Origin of the sequence: Stutzerimonas nosocomialis (assembly GCF_005876855.1) — a bacterium.
Lineage (GTDB): Bacteria > Pseudomonadota > Gammaproteobacteria > Pseudomonadales > Pseudomonadaceae > Stutzerimonas > Stutzerimonas nosocomialis.
In genome coordinates this window covers 1-19912 of record NZ_QLAE01000009.1, presented here as the reverse complement: position 1 = coordinate 19912, position 19912 = coordinate 1, and the positions used below count along the sequence as shown (strand labels likewise).

Below are 19912 nucleotides of genomic sequence, written 5' to 3'. Positions count from 1 at the left end.
GAGGCGACCGACGGAGCCGGCCAAATGGAGTTCCCCCGAACACCCTCATGGTCGAACCAAAGGCCCAAAAAGCCGGTACGGGCTTTCCAGTATGGATGGCCTGCAGTTAAGGATAGTTCGGTTTCGGTGAATACAAGGGCGAGGATGTAAATCTGTGTCACCGGACACCTTGCCCGGTGGGCGAGCCCGCGGGGTGCGCGGGCTGCGGAGGAGAGACGAAATTTACGCGTCGGACTGCGCGACGTCGCCGGGGAAGGTGCTGCGCCAGAGCTCGAAGCCGCCGTCGAGGCTGTAGACGTCGGAAAACCCCTGGTGGGCCAGGTAGGCGGCGGCGCTCTGACTTGAGTGGCCGTGATAGCAGGTCACGATCAGCGGCTGGTCGAAATCGGCGCCGGCGATGAAGTCGGGCAGCGAGTGGTTGTCCAGGTGCGTGGCGCCGGCGATGTGCCCGTTGGCGAAGCTCTGCGGGTCGCGGATGTCGACCACCACCGCGCCATGGCTGCGCAGGGCCTGTGCCTGTTCGGGGGCGATGCGTTTGAATTCTGTCATGTCGAAACCTCGTTGCAGTCGCAGTGATGCAGTTCGCCACTGTCGACGTTCATCAGCGTCATCTCGTTACCCCAGACGCATCCGGTATCGAGTGCGTAGACGTTGGGTTCATCGCACTTGCCTTCCAGCGCGGCCCAGTGGCCGAAGATCAGCTTCTGTCCGCGCATCTTGCGATTCGGGTGGCTGAACCAGGGAGCGTAGCCGGGCGGCGCCGAATCGGTACCTTCCTTGGCGGCGAATTCGAGGGTGCCGTCGGCAGTGCAGAAGCGCATGCGGGTGAAATAGTTGGTGATCACGCGCAGGCGCGTCACGCCGTGCAGATCCTTGCTCCACTTGGCCGGCTGGTTGCCGTACATGCCGTCGAGGTAGGGCATCAGTGTCTCGTCGTTCTGCAGAGCCTGTTCCACCTCGGCCGCGCGCCGCAGTGCCTTGGTCAGCGTCCACTGGGGGGGAATGCCCGCATGCACCATGGTCACCTCACGGTCGGCATCGTGGTGCACGAGTTTCTGCCGGCGCAGCCAGTCGATCAGGTCCGCCCGGTCGTCGGCCATGAGGATCGGCTTGAGGGTGTCGTTCTTCTTCATCCGCTCGACGTTATGCGCCACGGCCAGCAGGTGAAGGTCATGGTTGCCGAGCACGGTGACGGCCGAGCCGCCCAGTTCGCGTACGTAGCGAAGCGCTTCGAGGGACTGCGGGCCACGGTTGACCAGGTCCCCGGCGAGCCACAGGCAATCGCGCGAGGGGCTGAAGTCGACCTGCCTGAGCAGGCAGAGCAGCGGATCCAGGCAACCCTGCAGGTCGCCGACAGCGTAGGTGGTCAATGCAATGCTCCGGGTACGGCCAGCCGGAACGGCGCGATCACGGCTTCGAATTCACACCCGTCCTCGGCCAGCATGGCGTAGCTGCCCTGCATGCTGCCTACCCGGGTCTCCATCAGTGTGCCGCTGGTGTAGACGTGTCGCTGTCCGGGGGCGATGAGCGGCTGCTCGCCGACCACACCGTCGCCGCGGACTTCCTGAACCTGGCCGTCGCCATTGGTGATGATCCAGTGGCGCGAAAGCAGCTGGGCAGGGAGCTGGCCTTTGTTTTCGATGGTTACGGTGTAGGCAAAGGCAAAGCGGTTTTGTTCCGGCTGCGATTGCGCCGGCAGGTACTGGGTCGCGACGCTGACGTCTATCCGGTAGCGGGGATCGGTCATGGCATTCTCTCGAAAGGCGGGTTAGGCGCGGTCGGAAAGCTGGTTCGCCAGCCGAACGAAGGCGGCGAGGTCGAGCTGTTCGGGTCGCAGACTGCCGTCGACGCCGGCGGCCTCGATGGCATCGGCATCGAGAAGTCCCTTGAGGGTGTTGCGCAGGGTCTTGCGGCGCTGGTTGAAGGCTTCGCGCACCACCCGTTCCAGTTGCCGGGGGTCGCGTGCCGGATGAGGCAGTGTCTCGTGCGGGACCAGGCGGACGATGGCCGAGTCGACCTTCGGCGCCGGATTGAACGCGCCCGGGCCGACATTGAACAGGTGTTCGACGCGGCAGTGGTACTGCACCATCAGCGACAGACGACCCCAGTCGCCGCCACCGGGCTGCGCGGCCAGGCGTTCGACCACCTCCTTCTGCAGCATGAAATGCATGTCGCGGATCAGGTGGGCGTGTTCGAGCAGATGGAAAATCAGCGGCGTGGAGATGTTGTAGGGCAGGTTGCCGACGATGCGCAGGCTGCCCGGCTCGCCGCCCAGGCGCGCGAAGTCGAACTTCAGCGCGTCGCCCTGATGCAGCGTGAAGTTGGCGCGATCGGCGAACTTGCTCTGCAGGATCGGAATCAGGTCGAGGTCCAGTTCCACCACGTCCAGCTGTGCGCCGCTGCCCAGCAGGCCTTCGGTCAAGGCGCCCTGGCCGGGGCCGATCTCCACCAGGCGCTCGCCTTCGCGGGGATGAATGGCGCGCAGGATGCGATGGATCACGCCGGCGTCGTGCAGGAAGTTCTGGCCGAAACGCTTGCGCGCACGGTGCTGATAGGTTTCCGCCATGCAAAGCTCCCGATGGCCCGAGCGGTGCTTGGGCCGATGCAAAAGGAGAGATTATAACGCTGATGCCGGTAGCGCGGCGCGCACTGTGCCGCTGCGATGGCTATCGGCCGGTCATCTGGTAGGCGGTTTCCAGCGCGACCTGCAGGCTGCCGGTGTCGATACGGCCGGTGCCTGCCAGGTCCAGCGCCGTGCCGTGGTCGACCGAGGTGCGCACGATGGGCAGCCCGAGGGTAACGTTGACCGCGGCGCCGAAACCCTTGTACTTGAGCACCGGAAGGCCCTGGTCGTGATACATCGCGAGCACCGCGTCGCAGCGCTCGAGGTTCTTCGGGCTGAACAGGGTGTCGGCCGGCAGGGGGCCGACCAGATCCATGCCCTCGTCCCGCAGGCGCTGCAGCGTGGGCTCGATGATCTCGATCTCCTCGCGCCCCAGGTGCCCACCTTCGCCGGCGTGGGGGTTGAGCCCGCAGACCAGGATGCGAGGGGAGCCGATGCCGAACTTGTCCCGAAGGTCGGCATACAGGATCCGGGTGACCTCTTCCAGGCGCTGGGGCGTGATCGACGCCGCGACATCCTTGAGCGGCAGGTGCGTCGTCACCAGTGCGACTCGGAGCCCGTGGGTGGCGAGCATCATCACCACCTGCGGTGTGCCGGTCAGTTGCGCCAGGAATTCGGTATGGCCCGAAAAGGCGATACCGGCATCGTTGATCACGCCCTTGTGCACCGGGGCGGTGATCATGCCGGCAAAGCTGCCGTCCAGGCAGCCCTGCGCGGCCCGCGTCAGGGTCTCGAGCACATAGGGTGCGTTGGCGGCCTGGAGGTGTCCGGGCTCGGCGGGCTGGGCGAGGGGCGTGTCCCAGACGTACAGCGTGCCGGCAGGTGCCGGCTCGCTGGGCCAGGCGTCGGGCGTGACGCACTGCGGGCGGGTGGCGAGCCCGAGGGCGGCTGCCCTGTCACTCAGAAGGGCGTGGCTGGCGATGGCGATGAGGACATGGGGATGTGCCGAGCCGGCCAGCAGCAGGCACAGGTCCGGACCTATGCCTGCCGGTTCGCCAGGGGTGAGGGCGAAGCGTCTGACGATCATCGGCGGGCGCCTCAGATCTTGATTTCCACGTAGGCTTCGTCGCGAATCTGACGCAGCCAGGCCTGCAGCTCTTCGTCGTACTTGCGGTTGCGCAGGATGGTCATGGCCTGCTGTTCGCGGAACTCTTCGCTGGCGTCGGTGGCGCGGCGGCCCAGGACTTCCAGGATGTGCCAGCCATAGGGGCTTTGGAACGGTGCGGAGAGTTGCCCGGAAGCGGTGTTGGCCATGACCTCGCGGAATTCGGGGACCAGCGAGTTGGGGTCGACCCAGTTGAGGTCGCCGCCGTTGAGCGCCGAGCCCGGGTCTTCGGAGAAGCTGCGGGCCAGTTCGGCGAAGTCTTCGCCGGCGCTGATACGGTCATGCAGGCGCTGGACGAGCCGGCGGCTCTCCTCGTTGCTGCGGATCTCGCTGGGCTTGATCAGGATATGGCGTACGTGGACTTCGTCCCGGACCTGGGTCTCGCCGCCGCGCTTTTCCAGCAGCTTGACCAGGATGAAGCCGGGCGGCGTGCGGATCGGTTCGGTGACCTGGCCGACCTGCATGCCCTGTACCAGGGAGTCGAACGGCGGTGGCAGCTGCGCCGCCTTGCGCCAGCCCATCTCGCCGCCTTCGAGGGCGTTCTCGCTGGCGGAGCGGGATACGGCGAGCTGGCCGAAGTCGGCGCCCTGCTGCAGCTGCTGGTAGGTTTCGTTGGCGCTGCGCTCGGCGGCCTGCACGGTTGCCGAGTCTGCCGACTCGGGCACCGGGATCAAGATGTTGGCCAGGCGGTACTCTTCGGACAGCTGCATCTTGCCCAGGTCCGACCTGAGGAAGTTCTGCACCTCCTGGTTGGAGACCTGCACCCGCTCGGCAATCCGGCGCTGGCGCACGCGGCTGATCACCATTTCGCGACGGATCTGCTCACGGGCGTCTTCCAGGGTCAGGCCGTCCCCCGCCAGCGCTGTCCGGAACTGTTCGAGGGTCATGTTGTTGCGCTGGGCGATGGTGCCCATGGCCTGGTTGAGTTCCTCGTCGGAGATGCGGATGCCGGAGCGCTCGCCCATCTGCAACTGCAGGTTCTCGGTGATCAGGCGTTCGAGCACCTGGGTGCGCAGGACGTCGTCGGAGGGCAGCTCGGCGCCGCGCCTGCCGATCGTCTGCTGGACTTCACGGACACGCTGGTCGAGCTGGCTTTGCATGATGACGTCGTTGTCGACGATGGCCACGACACGGTCCAGCGGTTGCACCTGGGCGGTGGCGGCGGTCGCGCCGCTCAGGAGCAGGGCGCCCAGCATCAGCGGGCGCAGGAGATCAGAAAGCTTGGTCTTCACGTTCACGGTAACCTTGAATGCCTTGGTCCAGGAAAGACTCGGTCGAAGCGCCGAATACGCCGCCGAGCCCCTTGAGGACGATCTGGAGGAAAATGCCACGGTCCGGCTCGTCGTTGAGGCGTGGGTTGAGGCTGGTCTCGTCGTTGTCGATCCAGTAGCGATTGATCAGACGAAGCTTCCAGCAGCAGGTGTCGTACTCGAAGCCGCCGAACGCCTCCAGCGTACGGTTGCGGCCGTAGTCGTACTGCCAGCGCGCGATCGCGCTCCACTGCGGCACGATTGGCCAGATGGTGGAGAAGTCGTGCTGGTTGATCTTGTAGTAGTCCTTGATGTAGTCGGCATCGCCCGGGTTGCCGAAATCGTCGTTGTATTTCCAGGTACCGGTCGCCTGGTCGAAACGGATGGTGTCGTTGCGATAGCGATAGCCGATGTTGACGATCTTGTTCGGGTTGTCCGCCGCCTGGTAGTGGAACATGGCGCTACCCGACCGTGTGGTGTGGGTGTCCGGGTCCCAGTTGAAGGTGGAGGTGAAGCGCCAGTCCTGGTTGTAGCGGTACTGGTATTCCAGGGCGTAGGGCGAAACCGACGACTGGGCCTGGTCGAAGTCGCGGTAGTCGATGCCCGGCATCTGCACGCGGCGGTCTTCGAAGTAGAACGCCTGGCCGACGCTGATGCGCTGGCGCTCGACGCCGTTGGCCTCGATCCAGCGGCTGGTGACGCCCAGCGAGACCTGGTTGGCGTCGCCGATGCGGTCGTTGCCATTGAAGCGGTTGTCGCGCCACAGCGAGGCGTAGCTGAACGGAGTTTCGCTGGTGTCGAAGACCGGAATGTCGTCCTGGTCCTCGTTCGGCACATAGAGGTAGAACATCCGCGGTTCGAGGGTCTGACGGTAGCCCTGGCCGAACCACTGGGTGTCGCGGTCGAAGTACAGGCCGCTGTCGACGCTCAGGATCGGCACGCTGCGGTCGGGCGATGAATTGAACTCGCCCGGGAGACCGGCGCGGCCCTGGGCGTCGATATCGAGGTCGTATTGGGTATAGGCGTACTTGACCGATGGCGTCAGGAAGCCCCAGGCCCAGTTAAGCGGCAGGCTGACGCCCGGTTCCACGTGGATGCGCTCGCCCTCCGCTCGGTTCAGGCCCTGCAGGCGCTCGTCATACCATTCTTCGGGGGCGCCGTTGTCGTTGATGAAGTTGCCGCTGCGCAGGCTGCGCTGGAACTTGACGAACTCGGTCTCGTAGCCGAACTGCAGGCCGCCCGGCTGGAAGGGAAGGCCACCGTTCAGGGTGATCTGCGGCAGGCGATCGTAAGGGGTGATGTCGGTGACCGTCGCGCGTTCGTAGGCGTGGGCATTGATCTGCGCGACGTAGCTGTCGCCGCGGTAGGTCAGCATGCCGCGCTGGTTGAGGTGCGAGGGACGATCGATGCCGAGGCCGGTGCTGAGATCCTGGAAGTAGTAAGGGTCGCTGATGTCGGTGTAGTCGACCTCCGCGAGCCAGCGCGAGTCGAGGCCGGTGCGGTGCTGCAGGCTGTACATCCAGCGCTGGTCTTCGTACTCGGACTGCAGCTTGCGCTCGTCTTCGCGGTCGTTCAGGTAGGCGGCGCCGAACTGGCCTTCGCTGCTGCGCGTGAGGTAGCGGAACTCGCCTTCCATCAGCAGGCCGCGCTCGCTCATGTACTGCGGGTAGAGCGTGGCGTCGAAGTTGGGCGCGAGGTTGAAGTAATAAGGCGTCTGCAGGGTGACGCCGTTGCTGCTCGACGAGCTGATGCTCGGGGTCAGGAAACCTGACTGGCGGCGGTCGTCGATCGGGAAATAGATGTACGGCGTGTAGAACACCGGCACGTTCTTGACCCGCAGGGTGACGTTGGTCGCGGTGCCGCGGCCGGTGTTGGGATCCAGGGTGACGTTGTTGCCGGCCAGGTGCCAGGCGTTGTCGCCCGGCTCGCAGCGGGTGTAGGTACCGTCCTTGAGGCGGACGATCGCGGTCTCCTCGCGCTTGGCGTAGAGTGCGCTGCCGCGGACCTTGCCGGCATGTACCACGTATTCGGCGTTCTCGATCTTGGCCTCGCCATTGTCGAGAAAGAGTTCGGCGCGGTCGCCGACCACCAGGGTGCCGGCGTCGCGAAAACGAACGTTGCCGGTCAGCTCGCCGCGGTTTTCCAGCTGGTAGAGGTTCGCCTCGTCCGCTTCGACCTGAATGCGGCCCTGGCGCAGGAGCACGTCGCCAGCCAGTGTGGCGGTCTCGGTCGCCTGCTCGTAGCGGGTGGCTTTCGCCGAAACGTAGGTCGGCGCCTCGCTCAGCGGGGTGTCGTCGAACATGCCTGGGCGATCCGGCTCGACATAGGCGCCGGCGCAATAGGGGCCGGCTTCGGCCAGCTGTGCGGCGGTGAGCTGGTCGCGAGGCACCCAGTCCAGATGGCTGTAGTCGGCGCTACGCGAAGCCAGGCCCTTTCCCTTGCTCTCGGTGACTAGCGTGGTGGTCGGCGTTTCGGTCGCGCGGCTGGCCGGAGCCTGGGCGCCGGCGCTGCTGACGGCGCTGCTGCTGTGTACCGGGCGGGGTGGCAGTGCGGTGTTGGTGGCCTTGGGGGCGCATGCCCAGCCGCCGGAGGGGCCAGGCTGGCAATCGAATTGCTCGGCTGCGATAACGAAAGGGACTGCCATTGGTTGCAGAGCGAGCAGGCTACCAGTGAACAGTAAGGGAAATTTCTTGCGAAATGCGGGGTATTTGAGTGCCATCTGGTTTATTAGTCCCGGCTTCCTGCGAGCCATCGGCCGGCTGGGCCGCCCGCCTCTCGATGGGCTGAAAAAGATTCTGGATAATAAAGCATGACCCGACTATCGGCTAGCGCCGAGGGAGACCCTGAAATGCCGCTTCAAGACCAACGCCTGCTGGATGTGAACGACTGGCTGGCGCATGTTCTACCTCCCGTGTTCGCCGAGCATGACTGGGGAACGCCGCCGTCGGCGACGCTGACCGCTGCCAGTAGCGACGCCAGTTTTCGCCGCTATTTCCGCTGGGAAGCCAACGGCCGGACGCTGATCGTGATGGACGCGCCGCCGCCGCAGGAAAACTGCCGTCCGTTCGTGGACATCGCCGCTCGGCTGTCGGCCGGCGGCCTCAACGTGCCCCGGGTGCTGGCCCAGGATCTGGAACGTGGCTTCCTGCTGCTCAACGATCTGGGACGCCAGACGTATCTGGACGTCATCGACGAAGGCAATGCCGACCGGCTGTTCGCCGATGCCATCGACGCGCTGGTCCGGCTGCAGCGCATCCGCCCGGAGCCGGGCTTCCCCGCCTACGACCAAGCCCTGCTGCAGCGCGAGCTCCAGCTCTTCCCAGACTGGTACGTGGCACGCCACCTGGGCGTGGAGTTCGACGAGGGCCAGCGGCGGCAGTGGGCCCGCGTCTGCAGCCTGTTGATCGATTCGGCGCTGGCTCAGCCTCGCGTGCTGGTGCACCGGGATTACATGCCGCGCAACCTGATGCTCAGCGAGCCGAACCCGGGTGTTCTCGATTTTCAGGATGCGGTACTGGGGCCGGTCACCTATGACATCACCTCGCTGTTCAAGGATGCCTTCGTCAGCTGGCCGGAGGCGCGCGTGCAGGGCTGGCTCGAGGCCTACTGGACGCAGGCCGCCGAAGCCGGCATCCCGGTCCAGGGGGACTTCCAGGCCTTCCTGCGGGCCAGCGACCTGATGGGCGTGCAGCGCCACCTCAAGGTGATAGGGATCTTCTCGAGGATCTGCCATCGCGACGGCAAACCTCGCTATCTGGCGGACGTGCCGCGGTTCTTCGCCTACATCCATACCGTGCTCGCCCGGCGCCCTGAACTCGCCGAGCTGGGCGAACTGCTCGCCAGCCTCCCGACGGAGCCGCGTCAATGAAGGCAATGATCCTGGCTGCCGGCAAGGGCGAGCGGATGCGCCCGTTGACGCTGCATACGCCCAAACCGCTGGTGGAGGTGGCGGGGGTTCCCCTGATCGTCTACCACATCGAGGCGCTGGCGAAGGCCGGGTTCGACGAGCTGGTGATCAACCACGCCTGGCTCGGCGAGCGCATCGAGGCCTATCTCGGCGACGGCAGCCGCTACGGCGTGAGCATTCGCTATTCCGCAGAAGGCGAGCCGCTGGAAACCGGCGGCGGCATCTTCAAGGCATTGCCACTGCTGGGCGACGAGCCCTTCGTGGTCGTCAACGGCGACGTCTGGACCGATTATTCGTTCGCCACCCTGCCGCGCTGGCTCGAAGGCCTGGCCCATCTGGTACTGGTGGATAACCCGGCTCACCATCCCGACGGGGATTTTCACCTGGCCGGCGGCCGGGTGAGCGAAGCCGGTGGCGGCGAACGGTTGACCTATAGCGGGCTGGCCGTGCTGCATCCGGCGCTCTTCGAAGGCTGTGCGCCAGGCGCGTTCAAGCTCGCACCGCTGCTGCGCGCGGCGATGGCGCGGGGGCAGGTCAGCGGCGAGCGTCATGCGGGGCGGTGGGTCGACGTGGGTACGCTCGAGCGTCTGGCCGAAGTCGAACGGTTGATCGAGGCGCGACGCTGAATGTTCTGGCCCATCACCTTGCTGGGTGCGCTGGCAGGCTGGCTGCTGGCGAGCATTCCCGGTGCCCTGCTCGGCGGTCTGCTGGGGCAGGTGCTGGATCGTCGCCTCGGGCTCGACTCCTGGGCAAGTCTGCGAGAGCGCATGCGAAGCGGGGCGCCGCTGCAGGGCGAAGCCTTGCTGTTCGTCCTGCTCGGGCGCCTGGCCAAGAGCGGTGGGCGCGTGAGCGAGGCGCACATCCGCGTCGCCCGCGCCGAAATGCAGCGACGGGGGCTGGACCAGGCGGGCCAGCGTGAAGCCATCGATGCCTTCTATCGCGGCAAATCCGGCGATGACAGCCTGCGTCAGCCGTTACGCCGGCTGCGTGATCGCGAGCAGGCGGCTGCCGTGCTGCAGGCCTGCTGGCGAATGGCACGTGCCGAAGGTAGGGTCAACACCCGGGAGCATGAGCTGATCATGCTGTGGGGCAAGTGGCTGGGCTGGAGTCGCGACGAGGTTGCCGCTCAGGACCGGGACGCCGGGCGGCGGCAGGGCGCGCCCGCCAGTCGCGGCGGTGCCTACGAGGAAGCCATGCAGCTGCTCGGTGTTCGCGCCGACAGCGAGATGCAGGTGATCAAGCGCGCCTATCGAAAGCTGCTCAGCCAGCATCATCCCGACAAGCTGGCCGGTTCGGGCGCCTCGCCCGCGCAGGTGCGCGATGCCACCGAGCGTACCCGTGAATTGCACAATGCCTATGCCCTGATCCGGGAGCGTCGTGGCTTTCGCTGACCGGTCCGCGCCGGGGCGTTCAGGGCTGGCGGTCCAGCCAGCCGCGTACCCGGCGGTACAGCTGCTCCTGTTCGGCGTCCGGATCGGCGGGCAAGGCCTGCAGCATCACCTGGTGGTAGCTGGGATGGCCGATCCGCCGGGCGGCGTTGCGCCGGGCGATGGCAGCGTCGCGCAGATACTCGGGCTGGGGATAATAGAAGTCGCTCGTGGCGATCTTGAGCGCCGGCACCAGATCCTCCAGCGCGGTTTCGCCCGGCACGGCACGCGGTGCGATCAGCGCCAGGTGTCGCACTTCCGGCGCCGGATGTTCCTGCAGGTAGCGGGCCGCCCAGAAGGCGCCGCTGCCCTGGCCGGCGAGTACGATGGTGGTGGCGCCGCTCTCGCGGGCGAAGCCGATGCCGGCGGTGATCCGCTCGAACAGCGCGGTTGGCCATTCGACCGCGGGCGGGGCATCGGCGGCCGGCTCGGCTTCCGGGGCGCTGTCCTCGGGTGCCGACGTCTGCTCCGGCAAATACCCCGCCTCGGCCGGGGCTTCCTCCGGCCTAGGTGCCGTTTCGTCTTCCTCCTGAGGCTGTGGAGCGGTTTGCGCGTCGGGTTCCGGTGTTCTGGGCAGGGCCTCGCCGGGGTTGTCCGGCAGGCTGAGGCTCAGGGTGTGCCAGCCGTCGTCGGGCAGCCGGCGACGCAGCGGACCGATGCCCCGTGGCCAGTCGGCAGTCTGTCCGTCACCGGGTAGCAGGATCACCGCGCCCTTGGCCTGGGCGGTATTGGCCGGCATCCAGAGGGCGACGAAGGACTGGCCGGCAGCATCGAGCATCTTCGCCTGCGCCGGAAGTTTGCGCGCCAGTTCCTGCGCCTCGATCGCGCTTCGCTCGCCCAGCGGGGCGCGCAGCACGGGCTTTGCCTCGGCAGGTTGTTCGTCGCCCGGCTCGTCGGCCATCAGTGGAGTGGCCGCGGCGCACAGGAGCAGCAGGGCGGCTATCAGCGTTTTCGACATCGGCGGTTCCTTAAGGACGAAACGCCAGCCTAGCGGCACGTCGCGGCGACCGCCAGCCGCACGCGCCGTCGTGCGGGGCTTCGGGTACACTACGCGCCCGTGTTTTTCCGCCTGAGGTGCGTCATGCAGCCGTTCGCCATCGCTCCGTCCATTCTCTCTGCCGATTTCGCCCGTCTCGGCGAAGAGGTGGACAAGGTTCTCGCCGCGGGCGCCGACATCGTCCACTTCGATGTGATGGACAACCATTACGTGCCCAACCTGACCATTGGGCCGATGGTCTGCGCTGCGTTGCGCAAGTACGGCATCACCGCGCCTATCGATGCGCATCTGATGGTCAAGCCGGTGGACCGCATCATCGGCGACTTCATCGAGGCCGGCGCCAGCTACATCACCTTCCACCCTGAAGCGTCCGAGCACATCGACCGCTCCCTGCAGCTGATTCGCGATGGCGGCGCCAAGGCCGGGCTGGTGTTCAATCCGGCGACGCCCCTGGATGTGCTGCGCTACGTGATGGACAAGGTCGACATGATCCTGCTGATGAGCGTCAACCCGGGCTTCGGCGGTCAGAAGTTCATCCCCGGCACCCTCGACAAGCTGCGCGAGGCGCGGGCCCTGATCGACGCCTCGGGTCATGAGATCCGCCTCGAGATCGACGGCGGGGTCAACGTCAAGAATATCCGCGAGATCGCCGCGGCCGGGGCCGACACCTTCGTCGCCGGCTCGGCGATCTTCAACGCACCCGATTACCGCCAGGTGATCGACGCCATGCGCGCCGAGCTGGCGCTGGCCACCGCCTGATGTTGCTGCGCCGCTTGTTCGACGGCGAACTGCCGCGTCTGGTGATGTTCGATCTCGACGGCACCCTGCTCGACTCGGTGCCGGATCTGGCCGCCGCTGTGGACAGCGTCCTGATTCAGCTGGGGCGCCCGCCGGCCGGGTTGGCGCGGGTTCGCGACTGGGTTGGCAACGGTGCGCCGGTGCTGGTGCGCCGGGCCCTGGCCGGCGGGATCGATCACCGGGGCGTCGACGACGAGCTGGCGCAGCGGGCGCTGCAGCTGTTCCTCGAGGCCTATGCGGGCGGCCATGCCCTGACCACCGTGTATCCCGGTGTCCCGCCCTTGCTCCAATGGCTGCGTACGCAGGGCGTGCCGATGGCGGTGGTGACCAACAAGCCCGAGCGCTTCGTGGAGCCGCTGCTGCAGGAAAAGGATCTGGGCGGCTTCTTCACCTGGATCGTCGGCGGCGACACATTGCCCCGGCAGAAACCCGATCCGGCAGGGTTGCAGCATGTGCTCGAACGGGCAGGGGTGTCGGCGCACCAGGCGCTGTTCGTGGGCGACTCGCGCAACGACGTGTTGGCGGCGAAGGCCGCCGGCGTTCCCTGCGTCGCGCTGCGTTACGGCTATAACCATGGCCGGCCCATCGACGAGGAGAACCCCGAGTTCGTTCTCGATGATCTGCGCGAATTGCTCGTAGGTTGATTCGGCATTCGCGCTGCGCTAGTGTGGCCGAACCGTTTTATCCCCGCCTTACGAGATCAGACACGTGGTTGTCATCTGCAAACATCGGTACACCAGCGCCTGGATGAAAGTCGTCAAGGCCCTGGCACGTTGGCGCTGGCGCGCCTGAATCGTACTGGCCGGCCGAGAGCTGGCGCGTTTGCCCTGACCTACCCCTTTGTTAGCCACGAGGCTGATCATGACCCGCGACGAATTCCTGCGCCTGGCCGCCGAAGGCCATAACCGCATCCCTGTGTCGTTCGAAACCCTCGCCGATTTCGATACCCCGCTCTCGCTGTACCTCAAGCTCGCCGACGCGCCCAACGCCTACCTGCTCGAGTCGGTCCAGGGCGGCGAAAAATGGGGCCGCTACTCGATCATCGGCCTGCCGTGCCGCACCGTCATGCGGGTCCATGACCACCATGTGAGCGTGACCGTCGACGGACGCGAAAGCGAACGTTGCGAAGTCGAGGACCCACTGGCGTTCGTCGAGGCATTCAAGGCGCGCTATCGGGTAGCCCCGGTCGAAGGCCTGCCCCGTTTCAATGGCGGCCTGGTCGGCTATTTCGGCTACGACAGCGTGCGCTACGTCGAGCGCAAGCTCGCGCGCTGCCCCAACCCCGACCCGCTGGGCACGCCGGACATCCTGCTGATGGTGTCGGATGCGGTGGTGGTATTCGACAACCTGGCCGGCAAGCTGCACTGCATCGTGCTGGTCGATCCGGCCGAGCCCGATGCGTTCGAGCAGGGCCAGGCGCGCCTGCGGGTGCTGAGGGAAAAGCTGCGCCAGCCGATCGAGCCGCGTCTGGGGCTCGATTTCGACACCGCGCGGCAGCACGAGCCGGACTTCAACTCCAGCTTCAGCCGCGATGATTACGAGCATGCGGTCAACCGGATCAAGGACTATATCCTGGCGGGCGACTGCATGCAGGTGGTGATTTCCCAGCGCATGTCGATCCCCTTCAAGGCGGCGCCGATCGATCTCTACCGCGCGCTGCGCTGCTTCAATCCCACGCCCTACATGTACTTCTTCGATTTTGGCGACTTCCATGTGGTCGGCAGCTCGCCTGAGGTGCTGGTCCGGGTCGAGGACGGCCTGGTCACCGTTCGCCCCATCGCCGGCACGCGGCCGCGCGGCACCAGCGAAGAAGCGGATCTGGCGCTCGAGCAAGACCTGCTCGGCGACGCCAAGGAAGTGGCCGAGCACCTGATGCTGATCGACCTCGGCCGCAATGACGTGGGGCGCGTCGCACAGACCGGCTCGGTGAAACTCACCGAAAAGATGGTCATCGAACGCTATTCCAACGTCATGCACATCGTGTCCAACGTCACCGGCCAGCTCAAGGCGCCCTTGACCGCCATGGACGCGCTGCGGGCGATTCTCCCGGCCGGCACGCTGTCCGGCGCCCCGAAGATCCGTGCCATGGAAATCATCGACGAGCTCGAGCCGGTCAAGCGCGGCGTCTATGGCGGCGCGGTCGGCTATCTCGCGTGGAACGGCAACATGGACACCGCCATCGCCATTCGCACGGCGGTGATCAAGGACGGCCAGCTGCACGTGCAGGCGGGTGCCGGAATCGTCGCCGACTCGCAGCCGGCGATGGAGTGGGAAGAAACCCTGAACAAGCGTCGCGCCATGTTCCGTGCGGTGGCGCTGGCCGAGCAGCCCCATCAATCGAAGGTGAACTGACATGTTGCTGATGCTCGATAATTACGACTCCTTCACCTACAACGTGGTGCAGTACCTCGGCGAGCTCGGTGCGCAGGTCAAGGTGGTGCGCAACGACGAACTCAGCGTCCCCGAAATCGAGGCGCTCGCGCCCGAGCGCATCGTGGTGTCGCCCGGCCCCTGCACGCCGAACGAGGCGGGTGTGTCGCTGGAGCTGATTCGCCATTTCGCCGGCAAGCTGCCGATCCTGGGCGTCTGCCTGGGGCACCAGAGCATCGGCCAGGCGTTCGGTGGCGACGTGGTCCGCGCGCGCCAGGTCATGCACGGCAAGACCAGCCCGGTGTTTCATCTCGACCAGGGTGTGTTCGCCGGTCTCAACAATCCGCTCACCGTGACCCGCTATCACTCGCTGGTGGTCAAGCGCGAGACCCTGCCGGACTGCCTTGAGGTCACGGCATGGACCCAGACCGACGACGGCTCGGTCGACGAGATCATGGGCCTGCGGCACAGGACGCTGAACGTCGAGGGCGTGCAGTTCCATCCCGAGTCGATCCTCACCGAGCAGGGCCATGAACTGTTCGCCAATTTCCTCAAGCAGACCGGAGGCACGCGCTGATGGACATCAAAACGGCCCTCAACCGGATCGTCGGTCAGCTCGACCTGACCACCGAGGAAATGAAGCAGGTCATGACCGAGATCATGACCGGCAACTGCAGCGACGCGCAGATCGGCGCCTTCCTGATGGGCATGCGCATGAAGAGCGAAACCATCGACGAGATCGTCGGGGCCGCGATAGTCATGCGCGAACTCGCCACCCCGGTGGTGATCGACGCCGAGCAGCTGGTCGACACCTGCGGCACCGGCGGCGACGGGATGAACATCTTCAACGTTTCCACAGCCGCCGCCTTCGTCGTCGCGGCGGCGGGCGGCAAGGTCGCCAAGCACGGCAACCGCGCGGTGTCGGGTAAAAGCGGCAGTGCCGATCTGCTGGAGGCCGCCGGCGTCTATCTCGACCTGCGGCCGGAGCAGGTCGCCCGGTGCGTCGAGACCGTCGGCGTCGGGTTCATGTTCGCGCCGGCCCACCATGGCGCGATGAAACACGCTATCGGCCCGCGTCGCGAACTCGGGCTGCGTACGCTGTTCAACATGCTTGGCCCCATGACCAACCCGGCCGGAGTCAGTCATCAGGTGGTCGGCGTGTTCAGCCAGGCGCTGTGCCGGCCGATGGCCGAAGTGCTGGCGCGGCTGGGTAGCTCGCATGTGCTGGTGGTCCACGCGCAGGATGGTCTCGACGAGATCAGCCTGGCGGCGCCGACCCATGTGGCGGAACTCAAGGATGGCCAGGTCACCGAGTACCGCATCCAGCCGGAAGATTTCGGGATCAAGAGTCAGAGCCTGATCGGGCTCAATGTGGACGGTCCTGCCGCATCCCTCGAGCTGATTCGCGAGGCACTGGGCAGGCGTAATACCGAGAATGGCCGCAAAGCGGCCGACATGATTGCCCTCAACGCCGGCGCGGCGCTTTATGCGGCCGACCGTGCCAGCAGTCTGGCCGAGGGCGTGGCGTTGGCCCAGGATGCGCTGAGTTCGGGGCTGGCACGGGAGAAGATGGAAGAGCTCAGCGCCTTCACGGCGGTATTCAGACAGGAGAATCAGGCATGAGCGTGCCGACGGTGCTGGAAAACATCCTGGCGCGTAAGGCTGTCGAGGTGGCGCAGCGCAAGAGCCAGGTGAGCCTGGATGAACTCGAGCGGCGGGCCAGCCAGGCCGACCCTGTGCGCGGGTTCGCCAGTGCCTTGCTGGAACGTGCGCAGCGCAAGGCGCCCGCGGTGATCGCCGAGATCAAGAAGGCGTCGCCGAGCAAGGGCGTGTTGCGCGAGCAGTTCGAGCCTGCCGAGATTGCGGCCAGCTACGAGGCCGGTGGCGCGGCCTGCCTGTCGGTACTCACCGATATCGATTTCTTCCAGGGGGCCGATGTCTACCTGCAGCAGGCCCGTGGCGCCTGCGCGTTGCCGGTGATTCGCAAGGATTTCCTGATCGACCCGTACCAGGTGGTCGAGACCCGTGCGCTGGGTGCCGACTGCATCCTGCTGATCGCCTCGGCGCTGGACGATGCGCGCATGGCCGAACTCGCCAGCGTGGCCGCTGACCTGAAGCTCGACGTGCTGGTCGAAGTGCACGGCGGCGATGAGCTGGAGCGGGCGCTGCGTCTGGATACGCCGCTGATCGGAATCAACAACCGTAACCTGCACACCTTCGAAGTCAGCCTGGAAACCACCCTGGATCTGCTGCCGCGAGTGCCGCAGGATCGTCTGGTTGTGACAGAAAGTGGCATCCTCAATCGCGCCGACGTGGAGCTGATGGAGATCAACGAGGTGTATGCCTTCCTCGTGGGCGAGGCGTTCATGCGCGCCGAGCAGCCCGGGCTCGAGCTGCAGCGCTTGTTCTTCCCGGAGCGCAAGCCGCGCACGACGACCGCCGATCCGGAATAACGGGCACAAAAAAGCCGGTCGATGACCGGCTTTTTTGTCCGCGGTGTTCGGCTTAGCGAGTGCCGAAGACCACCATCGTCTTGCCTTTCACGTGTACCAGGCCCTGTTCCTCGAGGCTCTTGAGCACGCGTCCGACCATTTCCCGCGAGCAGCCGACGATTCGGCCAATTTCCTGGCGGGTGATCTTGATCTGCATGCCGTCCGGGTGGGTCATGGCGTCCGGCTGCTTGCACAGGTCCAGCAGCGTGCGGGCGACCCGACCGGTCACATCCAGGAACGCCAAGTCGCCGACCTTGCGGGTCGTGTTGCGCAGGCGCTCGGCCATCTGGCTGCCCAGTGCGTAGAGGATATCGGGATCCTGCTGGGTCAGTTCGCGGAACTTGGCGTAGCTCAGTTCGGCGACTTCGCACTCTGTCTTGGCCCGTACCCAGGCGCTGCGCTCTTTCTCGGAGCCTTCCTTTTCAAAAAGACCCATCTCGCCGAAGAAATCGCCCGAGTTCAGATACGCGATGATCATCTCGCGGCCGTCGTCATCCTCGATCAGGATCGTGACCGACCCCTTGATGATGAAGAACAGCGTTTCACAACGATCGCCTGCGTAAATAATCGTGCTTTTGGCCGTATAACGCCGGCGGTGGCAATGCGCGAGCAGCTTGTCGAGGTTCTTTATCTTTGGGGTAAGGGTGATAGCAACCATGCAGTGAGGTCCCGAGAGCAGCGTTTTGTAAACGACTGGTCTATTTTGATGTGACTAGGATGTCATTAAGTCGACGTCAGCTTAACAGACGTAGTACGACCGGCAACCCGCAAAATGTCGTCCAGTCAACAGATATGTGATGTCAATGTGCCTTCATGGTGTCGCAGGCTGGTTTTCCCGCCTCGTGGTACTCTTGCAACTCCTTTGCCAATAACCAGAGGTTTCCGATGAAGGCACGCGTTCAATGGGCTGGAGAAGCTCTGTTCCTGGGGGAGTCGGGCAGTGGCCATGCCGTCGTCATGGATGGCCCGCCTGAAAACGGTGGACGGAATCTCGGCGTTCGTCCCATGGAAATGCTGCTGATCGGCCTGGGCGGGTGCAGCAATTTTGACGTCGTCAGCATCCTCAAGAAGTCCCGCCAGCCGGTGGAAAGCTGCGAAGCCTTTCTCGAGGCCGAGCGGGCGAGCGAGGACCCGAAGGTGTTCACCAAGATCCATCTTCATTTCGTGGTCAAGGGGCGCGGCTTGAAAGAGGCCCAGGTGAAGCGGGCCGTCGAGTTGTCGGCGGAGAAGTACTGCTCGGCTTCCATCATGCTTGGCCGTGCAGGTGTGGAAATCACCCACGACTACGAGATCGTCGAACTCGGCTGAACCGAAAGGTTGCGGCTTCGACTCCAGTCGCTGACATCCGATCATCACAATGGGGCGTCAGGCTCTGGCGCATGGGCTGGCCGCTCTGCATAATGCGCGCCCCGATTTTTCGGGGTGTGCAATCAATTGCCAAAATCGCATCGCGAGAGGTGTAAATCGCCCTACGCAGAACCACCGGTATCTGACGGGCATGCTCAACCACGCGGCAGAGCCGCTTTGAAGAGAGTTTCCAATGGTGAAAAGCAAACTCAAGCTCCACGGGTTCAATAACCTGACCAAGACCTTGAGCTTCAATATCTACGACATCTGCTATGCCGAAACCCCGGAAGATCAGCAGGCATACGTGGAATACATCGACGAAGAGTACGACGCCGAGCGCCTTACTCAGATACTGACCGATGTGGTCGACATCATTGGCGCCAACATCCTGAATATTGCCCGGCAGGACTACGAGCCGCAGGGCGCGAGCGTGACTATCCTCATTTCGGAACAGCCGGTCACGCCGACCGACAGCCAGATCGAAGAGTCACCGGGCCCTCTGCCCGAAACCATCCTGGCTCACCTCGACAAGAGCCACATCACGGTTCACACCTATCCGGAAATCCACCCGGTCGACGGCATCGCCACCTTCCGGGTGGATATCGATGTGTCCACCTGCGGCGTCATCTCGCCCCTGAAGGCGCTGAACTACCTGATCCACCAGTTCGACTCGGATATCGTCACCGTCGACTATCGCGTCCGCGGTTTCACTCGGGATGTGGAAGGCAAGAAGCATTTCATCGATCACGAGATCAACTCGATCCAGAAATACCTCTCCGATGACACCCGCGCCGCGTACCAGATGACCGACGTGAACGTGTACCAGGAGAACCTGTTCCACACCAAGATGCTGCTCAAGGACTTCGAACTGGAGAACTACCTGTTCGGCGATGCCACGCGCAACCTCTCCAAGGAACAGCGCAAGCAGGTCGAGGACCGCCTGCGCCACGAGATGCTGGAAATCTTCTATGCCCGCAACATGCCGGGCTGATTGATCTCGCTGATCGAAAAAGGGCGCCGAGGCGCCCTTTTTCATATCCCCTTGCTCAGATGCGGTAGGTCGCCTTGGTCATGACCTTCGCCAGCAGCGACATGCCGAACTTGACCGGAGCCGGGAAACGGAAGCCGCCCGCATCGATCGCGATGGCCCCGTGATGGGCTTCGTCTTCGCGCATTTGCTCGAGGATCGCACGGGACTTCTCGTCTGCCGCGGGCAGCTGTTGCAGATGATCGTCCAGGTGCTTGCAGACCTGCTCTTCGGTCGCGGCGACGAAGCCCAGGCTGATGCGGTCGCTGATCACTCCGGCGCCAGCGCCGATGCCGAACGACAGTCCATAGAACAAGGGGTTGAGCACGCTGGTATGGCTGCCGAGCTGATGGATTCGCTGTTCGCACCAGGCCAGGTGGTCGACTTCTTCATCGGCCGCCTTTTCCATCGCCTGGCGTACGCGGGGCAGGCTGGCCGTGAGCGCCTGGCCTTGATAGAGGGCTTGCGCGCAGACTTCCCCGGTGTGGTTGATTCGCATGAGACCGGCCACATGACGCGACTCGCTTTCGCTCAGCTCGGCTTCGTCCTTCAGCTGCGCAGGGGAAGGG

21 protein-coding genes are annotated in these 19912 nt (G+C 65.0%); 11 read left to right on the top strand and 10 right to left on the bottom strand.

Going from position 1 to position 19912, the window contains the following annotated elements:
• Positions 1 to 222 precede the first annotated feature (222 nt).
• The 7 genes from glpE to DN824_RS07525 form a co-directional block, all read right to left on the bottom strand.
• Complete coding sequence (gene glpE, locus DN824_RS07555) at positions 223 to 549, bottom strand: thiosulfate sulfurtransferase GlpE (RefSeq protein ID WP_138407740.1); 327 nt, start codon at positions 547 to 549, stop codon at positions 223 to 225.
• Entirely contained in the window at positions 546 to 1370 is an 825-nt protein-coding gene (locus DN824_RS07550; protein ID WP_138407739.1) for a symmetrical bis(5'-nucleosyl)-tetraphosphatase, read from the bottom strand. The genes glpE and DN824_RS07550 overlap by 4 nt, the downstream gene beginning before the upstream one ends.
• Entirely contained in the window at positions 1367 to 1747 is a 381-nt protein-coding gene (gene apaG / locus DN824_RS07545) for a Co2+/Mg2+ efflux protein ApaG (protein WP_138407738.1), read from the bottom strand. The genes DN824_RS07550 and apaG overlap by 4 nt, the downstream gene beginning before the upstream one ends.
• Before the next feature lie 21 nt (positions 1748 to 1768).
• Positions 1769 to 2566: a 16S rRNA (adenine(1518)-N(6)/adenine(1519)-N(6))-dimethyltransferase RsmA gene (gene rsmA, locus DN824_RS07540; RefSeq protein ID WP_138407737.1), complete on the bottom strand. Its 798-nt coding sequence runs from the start codon at positions 2564 to 2566 to the stop codon at positions 1769 to 1771.
• Between the two features lie 100 nt (positions 2567 to 2666).
• Positions 2667 to 3647, bottom strand: coding sequence for a 4-hydroxythreonine-4-phosphate dehydrogenase PdxA (gene pdxA, locus DN824_RS07535; RefSeq protein ID WP_138407859.1), 981 nt, complete (start codon positions 3645 to 3647; stop codon positions 2667 to 2669).
• Between the two features lie 14 nt (positions 3648 to 3661).
• Positions 3662 to 4960: a peptidylprolyl isomerase gene (locus DN824_RS07530; protein ID WP_138407736.1), complete on the bottom strand. Its 1299-nt coding sequence runs from the start codon at positions 4958 to 4960 to the stop codon at positions 3662 to 3664.
• A complete protein-coding gene (locus tag DN824_RS07525) occupies positions 4941 to 7697 on the bottom strand; it encodes an LPS-assembly protein LptD (RefSeq protein ID WP_138407735.1) in 2757 nt (918 codons plus the stop codon). Before DN824_RS07525 ends, DN824_RS07530 begins: the two co-directional genes overlap by 20 nt.
• Before the next feature lie 129 nt (positions 7698 to 7826).
• Between DN824_RS07525 and DN824_RS07520 the strand changes: the two genes are divergently transcribed.
• The 3 genes from DN824_RS07520 to DN824_RS07510 are packed head-to-tail and all read left to right on the top strand — an operon-like array spanning position 7827 to position 10276.
• Complete coding sequence (locus DN824_RS07520; RefSeq protein WP_138407734.1) at positions 7827 to 8846, top strand: aminoglycoside phosphotransferase family protein; 1020 nt, start codon at positions 7827 to 7829, stop codon at positions 8844 to 8846.
• Positions 8843 to 9511 (top strand): N-acetylmuramate alpha-1-phosphate uridylyltransferase MurU, encoded by a 669-nt coding sequence (gene murU / locus DN824_RS07515; protein ID WP_138407733.1) that lies wholly within the window; start codon positions 8843 to 8845, stop codon positions 9509 to 9511. Before DN824_RS07520 ends, murU begins: the two co-directional genes overlap by 4 nt.
• Positions 9512 to 10276, top strand: a complete 765-nt coding sequence (locus DN824_RS07510) for a TerB family tellurite resistance protein (RefSeq protein WP_138407732.1) — start codon at positions 9512 to 9514, stop codon at positions 10274 to 10276. It begins immediately after the preceding gene.
• A 19-nt stretch (positions 10277 to 10295) separates the two neighbouring features.
• Here the strand turns inward: DN824_RS07510 and DN824_RS07505 are convergent, their stop codons facing one another.
• Entirely contained in the window at positions 10296 to 11270 is a 975-nt protein-coding gene (locus DN824_RS07505) for a DUF3530 family protein (RefSeq protein WP_138407731.1), read from the bottom strand.
• Positions 11271 to 11393: 123 nt separating this feature from the next.
• Here DN824_RS07505 and rpe point away from each other — a divergent pair, with 123 nt between their 5' ends.
• The 6 genes from rpe to trpC all read left to right on the top strand — a co-directional run bounded on the left by rpe (position 11394) and on the right by trpC (position 16930).
• The gene (gene rpe, locus DN824_RS07500; protein WP_138407730.1) at positions 11394 to 12068 is read left to right on the top strand and encodes a ribulose-phosphate 3-epimerase; all 675 of its coding nucleotides are present in this window, start codon (positions 11394 to 11396) and stop codon (positions 12066 to 12068) included.
• Positions 12068 to 12751 carry a phosphoglycolate phosphatase gene (locus DN824_RS07495; RefSeq protein ID WP_138407729.1) on the top strand — a complete coding sequence of 228 codons (684 nt, stop codon included), beginning with the start codon at positions 12068 to 12070 and terminating at the stop codon, positions 12749 to 12751. Before rpe ends, DN824_RS07495 begins: the two co-directional genes overlap by 1 nt.
• A gap of 217 nt (positions 12752 to 12968) precedes the next feature.
• A complete protein-coding gene (gene trpE / locus DN824_RS07490) occupies positions 12969 to 14459 on the top strand; it encodes an anthranilate synthase component I (RefSeq protein ID WP_138407728.1) in 1491 nt (496 codons plus the stop codon).
• 1 nt (position 14460) lies between these two features.
• Complete coding sequence (locus DN824_RS07485) at positions 14461 to 15054, top strand: aminodeoxychorismate/anthranilate synthase component II (RefSeq protein ID WP_138407727.1); 594 nt, start codon at positions 14461 to 14463, stop codon at positions 15052 to 15054.
• Entirely contained in the window at positions 15054 to 16100 is a 1047-nt protein-coding gene (gene trpD / locus DN824_RS07480; protein ID WP_138407726.1) for an anthranilate phosphoribosyltransferase, read from the top strand. Before DN824_RS07485 ends, trpD begins: the two co-directional genes overlap by 1 nt.
• Positions 16097 to 16930 carry an indole-3-glycerol phosphate synthase TrpC gene (trpC, locus tag DN824_RS07475; RefSeq protein WP_138407725.1) on the top strand — a complete coding sequence of 278 codons (834 nt, stop codon included), beginning with the start codon at positions 16097 to 16099 and terminating at the stop codon, positions 16928 to 16930. Before trpD ends, trpC begins: the two co-directional genes overlap by 4 nt.
• Before the next feature lie 52 nt (positions 16931 to 16982).
• Here the strand turns inward: trpC and crp are convergent, their stop codons facing one another.
• Positions 16983 to 17627 (bottom strand): cAMP-activated global transcriptional regulator CRP, encoded by a 645-nt coding sequence (gene crp, locus DN824_RS07470; RefSeq protein ID WP_138407724.1) that lies wholly within the window; start codon positions 17625 to 17627, stop codon positions 16983 to 16985.
• Between the two features lie 227 nt (positions 17628 to 17854).
• Here crp and DN824_RS07465 point away from each other — a divergent pair, with 227 nt between their 5' ends.
• Together DN824_RS07465 and speD are read left to right on the top strand one after the other, a co-directional pair.
• On the top strand, positions 17855 to 18277 hold the full coding sequence (locus DN824_RS07465; protein WP_138407723.1) for an OsmC family protein: 423 nt from the start codon (positions 17855 to 17857) through the stop codon (positions 18275 to 18277).
• Positions 18278 to 18512: 235 nt separating this feature from the next.
• Positions 18513 to 19307: an adenosylmethionine decarboxylase gene (speD, locus tag DN824_RS07460; RefSeq protein ID WP_138407858.1), complete on the top strand. Its 795-nt coding sequence runs from the start codon at positions 18513 to 18515 to the stop codon at positions 19305 to 19307.
• 55 nt (positions 19308 to 19362) lie between these two features.
• Here speD and coq7 read toward each other — a convergent pair.
• Positions 19363 to 19912: 2-polyprenyl-3-methyl-6-methoxy-1,4-benzoquinone monooxygenase (gene coq7, locus DN824_RS07455; RefSeq protein ID WP_138407722.1), on the bottom strand; the 550-nt coding region annotated here is incomplete at its 5' end.

Excerpts from the sequence above, each read along its gene's own strand:
- trpE (WP_138407728.1), top strand. The coding sequence starts at position 12,969 with ATGACCCGCGACGAATTCCTGCGCCTGGCCGCCGAAGGCCATAACCGC.
- apaG (WP_138407738.1), bottom strand. The coding sequence starts at position 1,747 with ATGACCGATCCCCGCTACCGGATAGACGTCAGCGTCGCGACCCAGTAC.
- trpD (WP_138407726.1), top strand. The coding sequence starts at position 15,054 with ATGGACATCAAAACGGCCCTCAACCGGATCGTCGGTCAGCTCGACCTG.
- DN824_RS07495 (WP_138407729.1), top strand. The coding sequence starts at position 12,068 with ATGTTGCTGCGCCGCTTGTTCGACGGCGAACTGCCGCGTCTGGTGATG.
- DN824_RS07520 (WP_138407734.1), top strand. The coding sequence starts at position 7,827 with ATGCCGCTTCAAGACCAACGCCTGCTGGATGTGAACGACTGGCTGGCG.
- DN824_RS07465 (WP_138407723.1), top strand. The coding sequence starts at position 17,855 with ATGAAGGCACGCGTTCAATGGGCTGGAGAAGCTCTGTTCCTGGGGGAG.
- DN824_RS07510 (WP_138407732.1), top strand. The coding sequence starts at position 9,512 with ATGTTCTGGCCCATCACCTTGCTGGGTGCGCTGGCAGGCTGGCTGCTG.
- murU (WP_138407733.1), top strand. The coding sequence starts at position 8,843 with ATGAAGGCAATGATCCTGGCTGCCGGCAAGGGCGAGCGGATGCGCCCG.
- DN824_RS07525 (WP_138407735.1), bottom strand. The coding sequence starts at position 7,697 with ATGGCACTCAAATACCCCGCATTTCGCAAGAAATTTCCCTTACTGTTC.
- DN824_RS07485 (WP_138407727.1), top strand. The coding sequence starts at position 14,461 with ATGTTGCTGATGCTCGATAATTACGACTCCTTCACCTACAACGTGGTG.
- crp (WP_138407724.1), bottom strand. The coding sequence starts at position 17,627 with ATGGTTGCTATCACCCTTACCCCAAAGATAAAGAACCTCGACAAGCTG.
- trpC (WP_138407725.1), top strand. The coding sequence starts at position 16,097 with ATGAGCGTGCCGACGGTGCTGGAAAACATCCTGGCGCGTAAGGCTGTC.
- rpe (WP_138407730.1), top strand. The coding sequence starts at position 11,394 with ATGCAGCCGTTCGCCATCGCTCCGTCCATTCTCTCTGCCGATTTCGCC.
- glpE (WP_138407740.1), bottom strand. The coding sequence starts at position 549 with ATGACAGAATTCAAACGCATCGCCCCCGAACAGGCACAGGCCCTGCGC.
- rsmA (WP_138407737.1), bottom strand. The coding sequence starts at position 2,566 with ATGGCGGAAACCTATCAGCACCGTGCGCGCAAGCGTTTCGGCCAGAAC.
- DN824_RS07505 (WP_138407731.1), bottom strand. The coding sequence starts at position 11,270 with ATGTCGAAAACGCTGATAGCCGCCCTGCTGCTCCTGTGCGCCGCGGCC.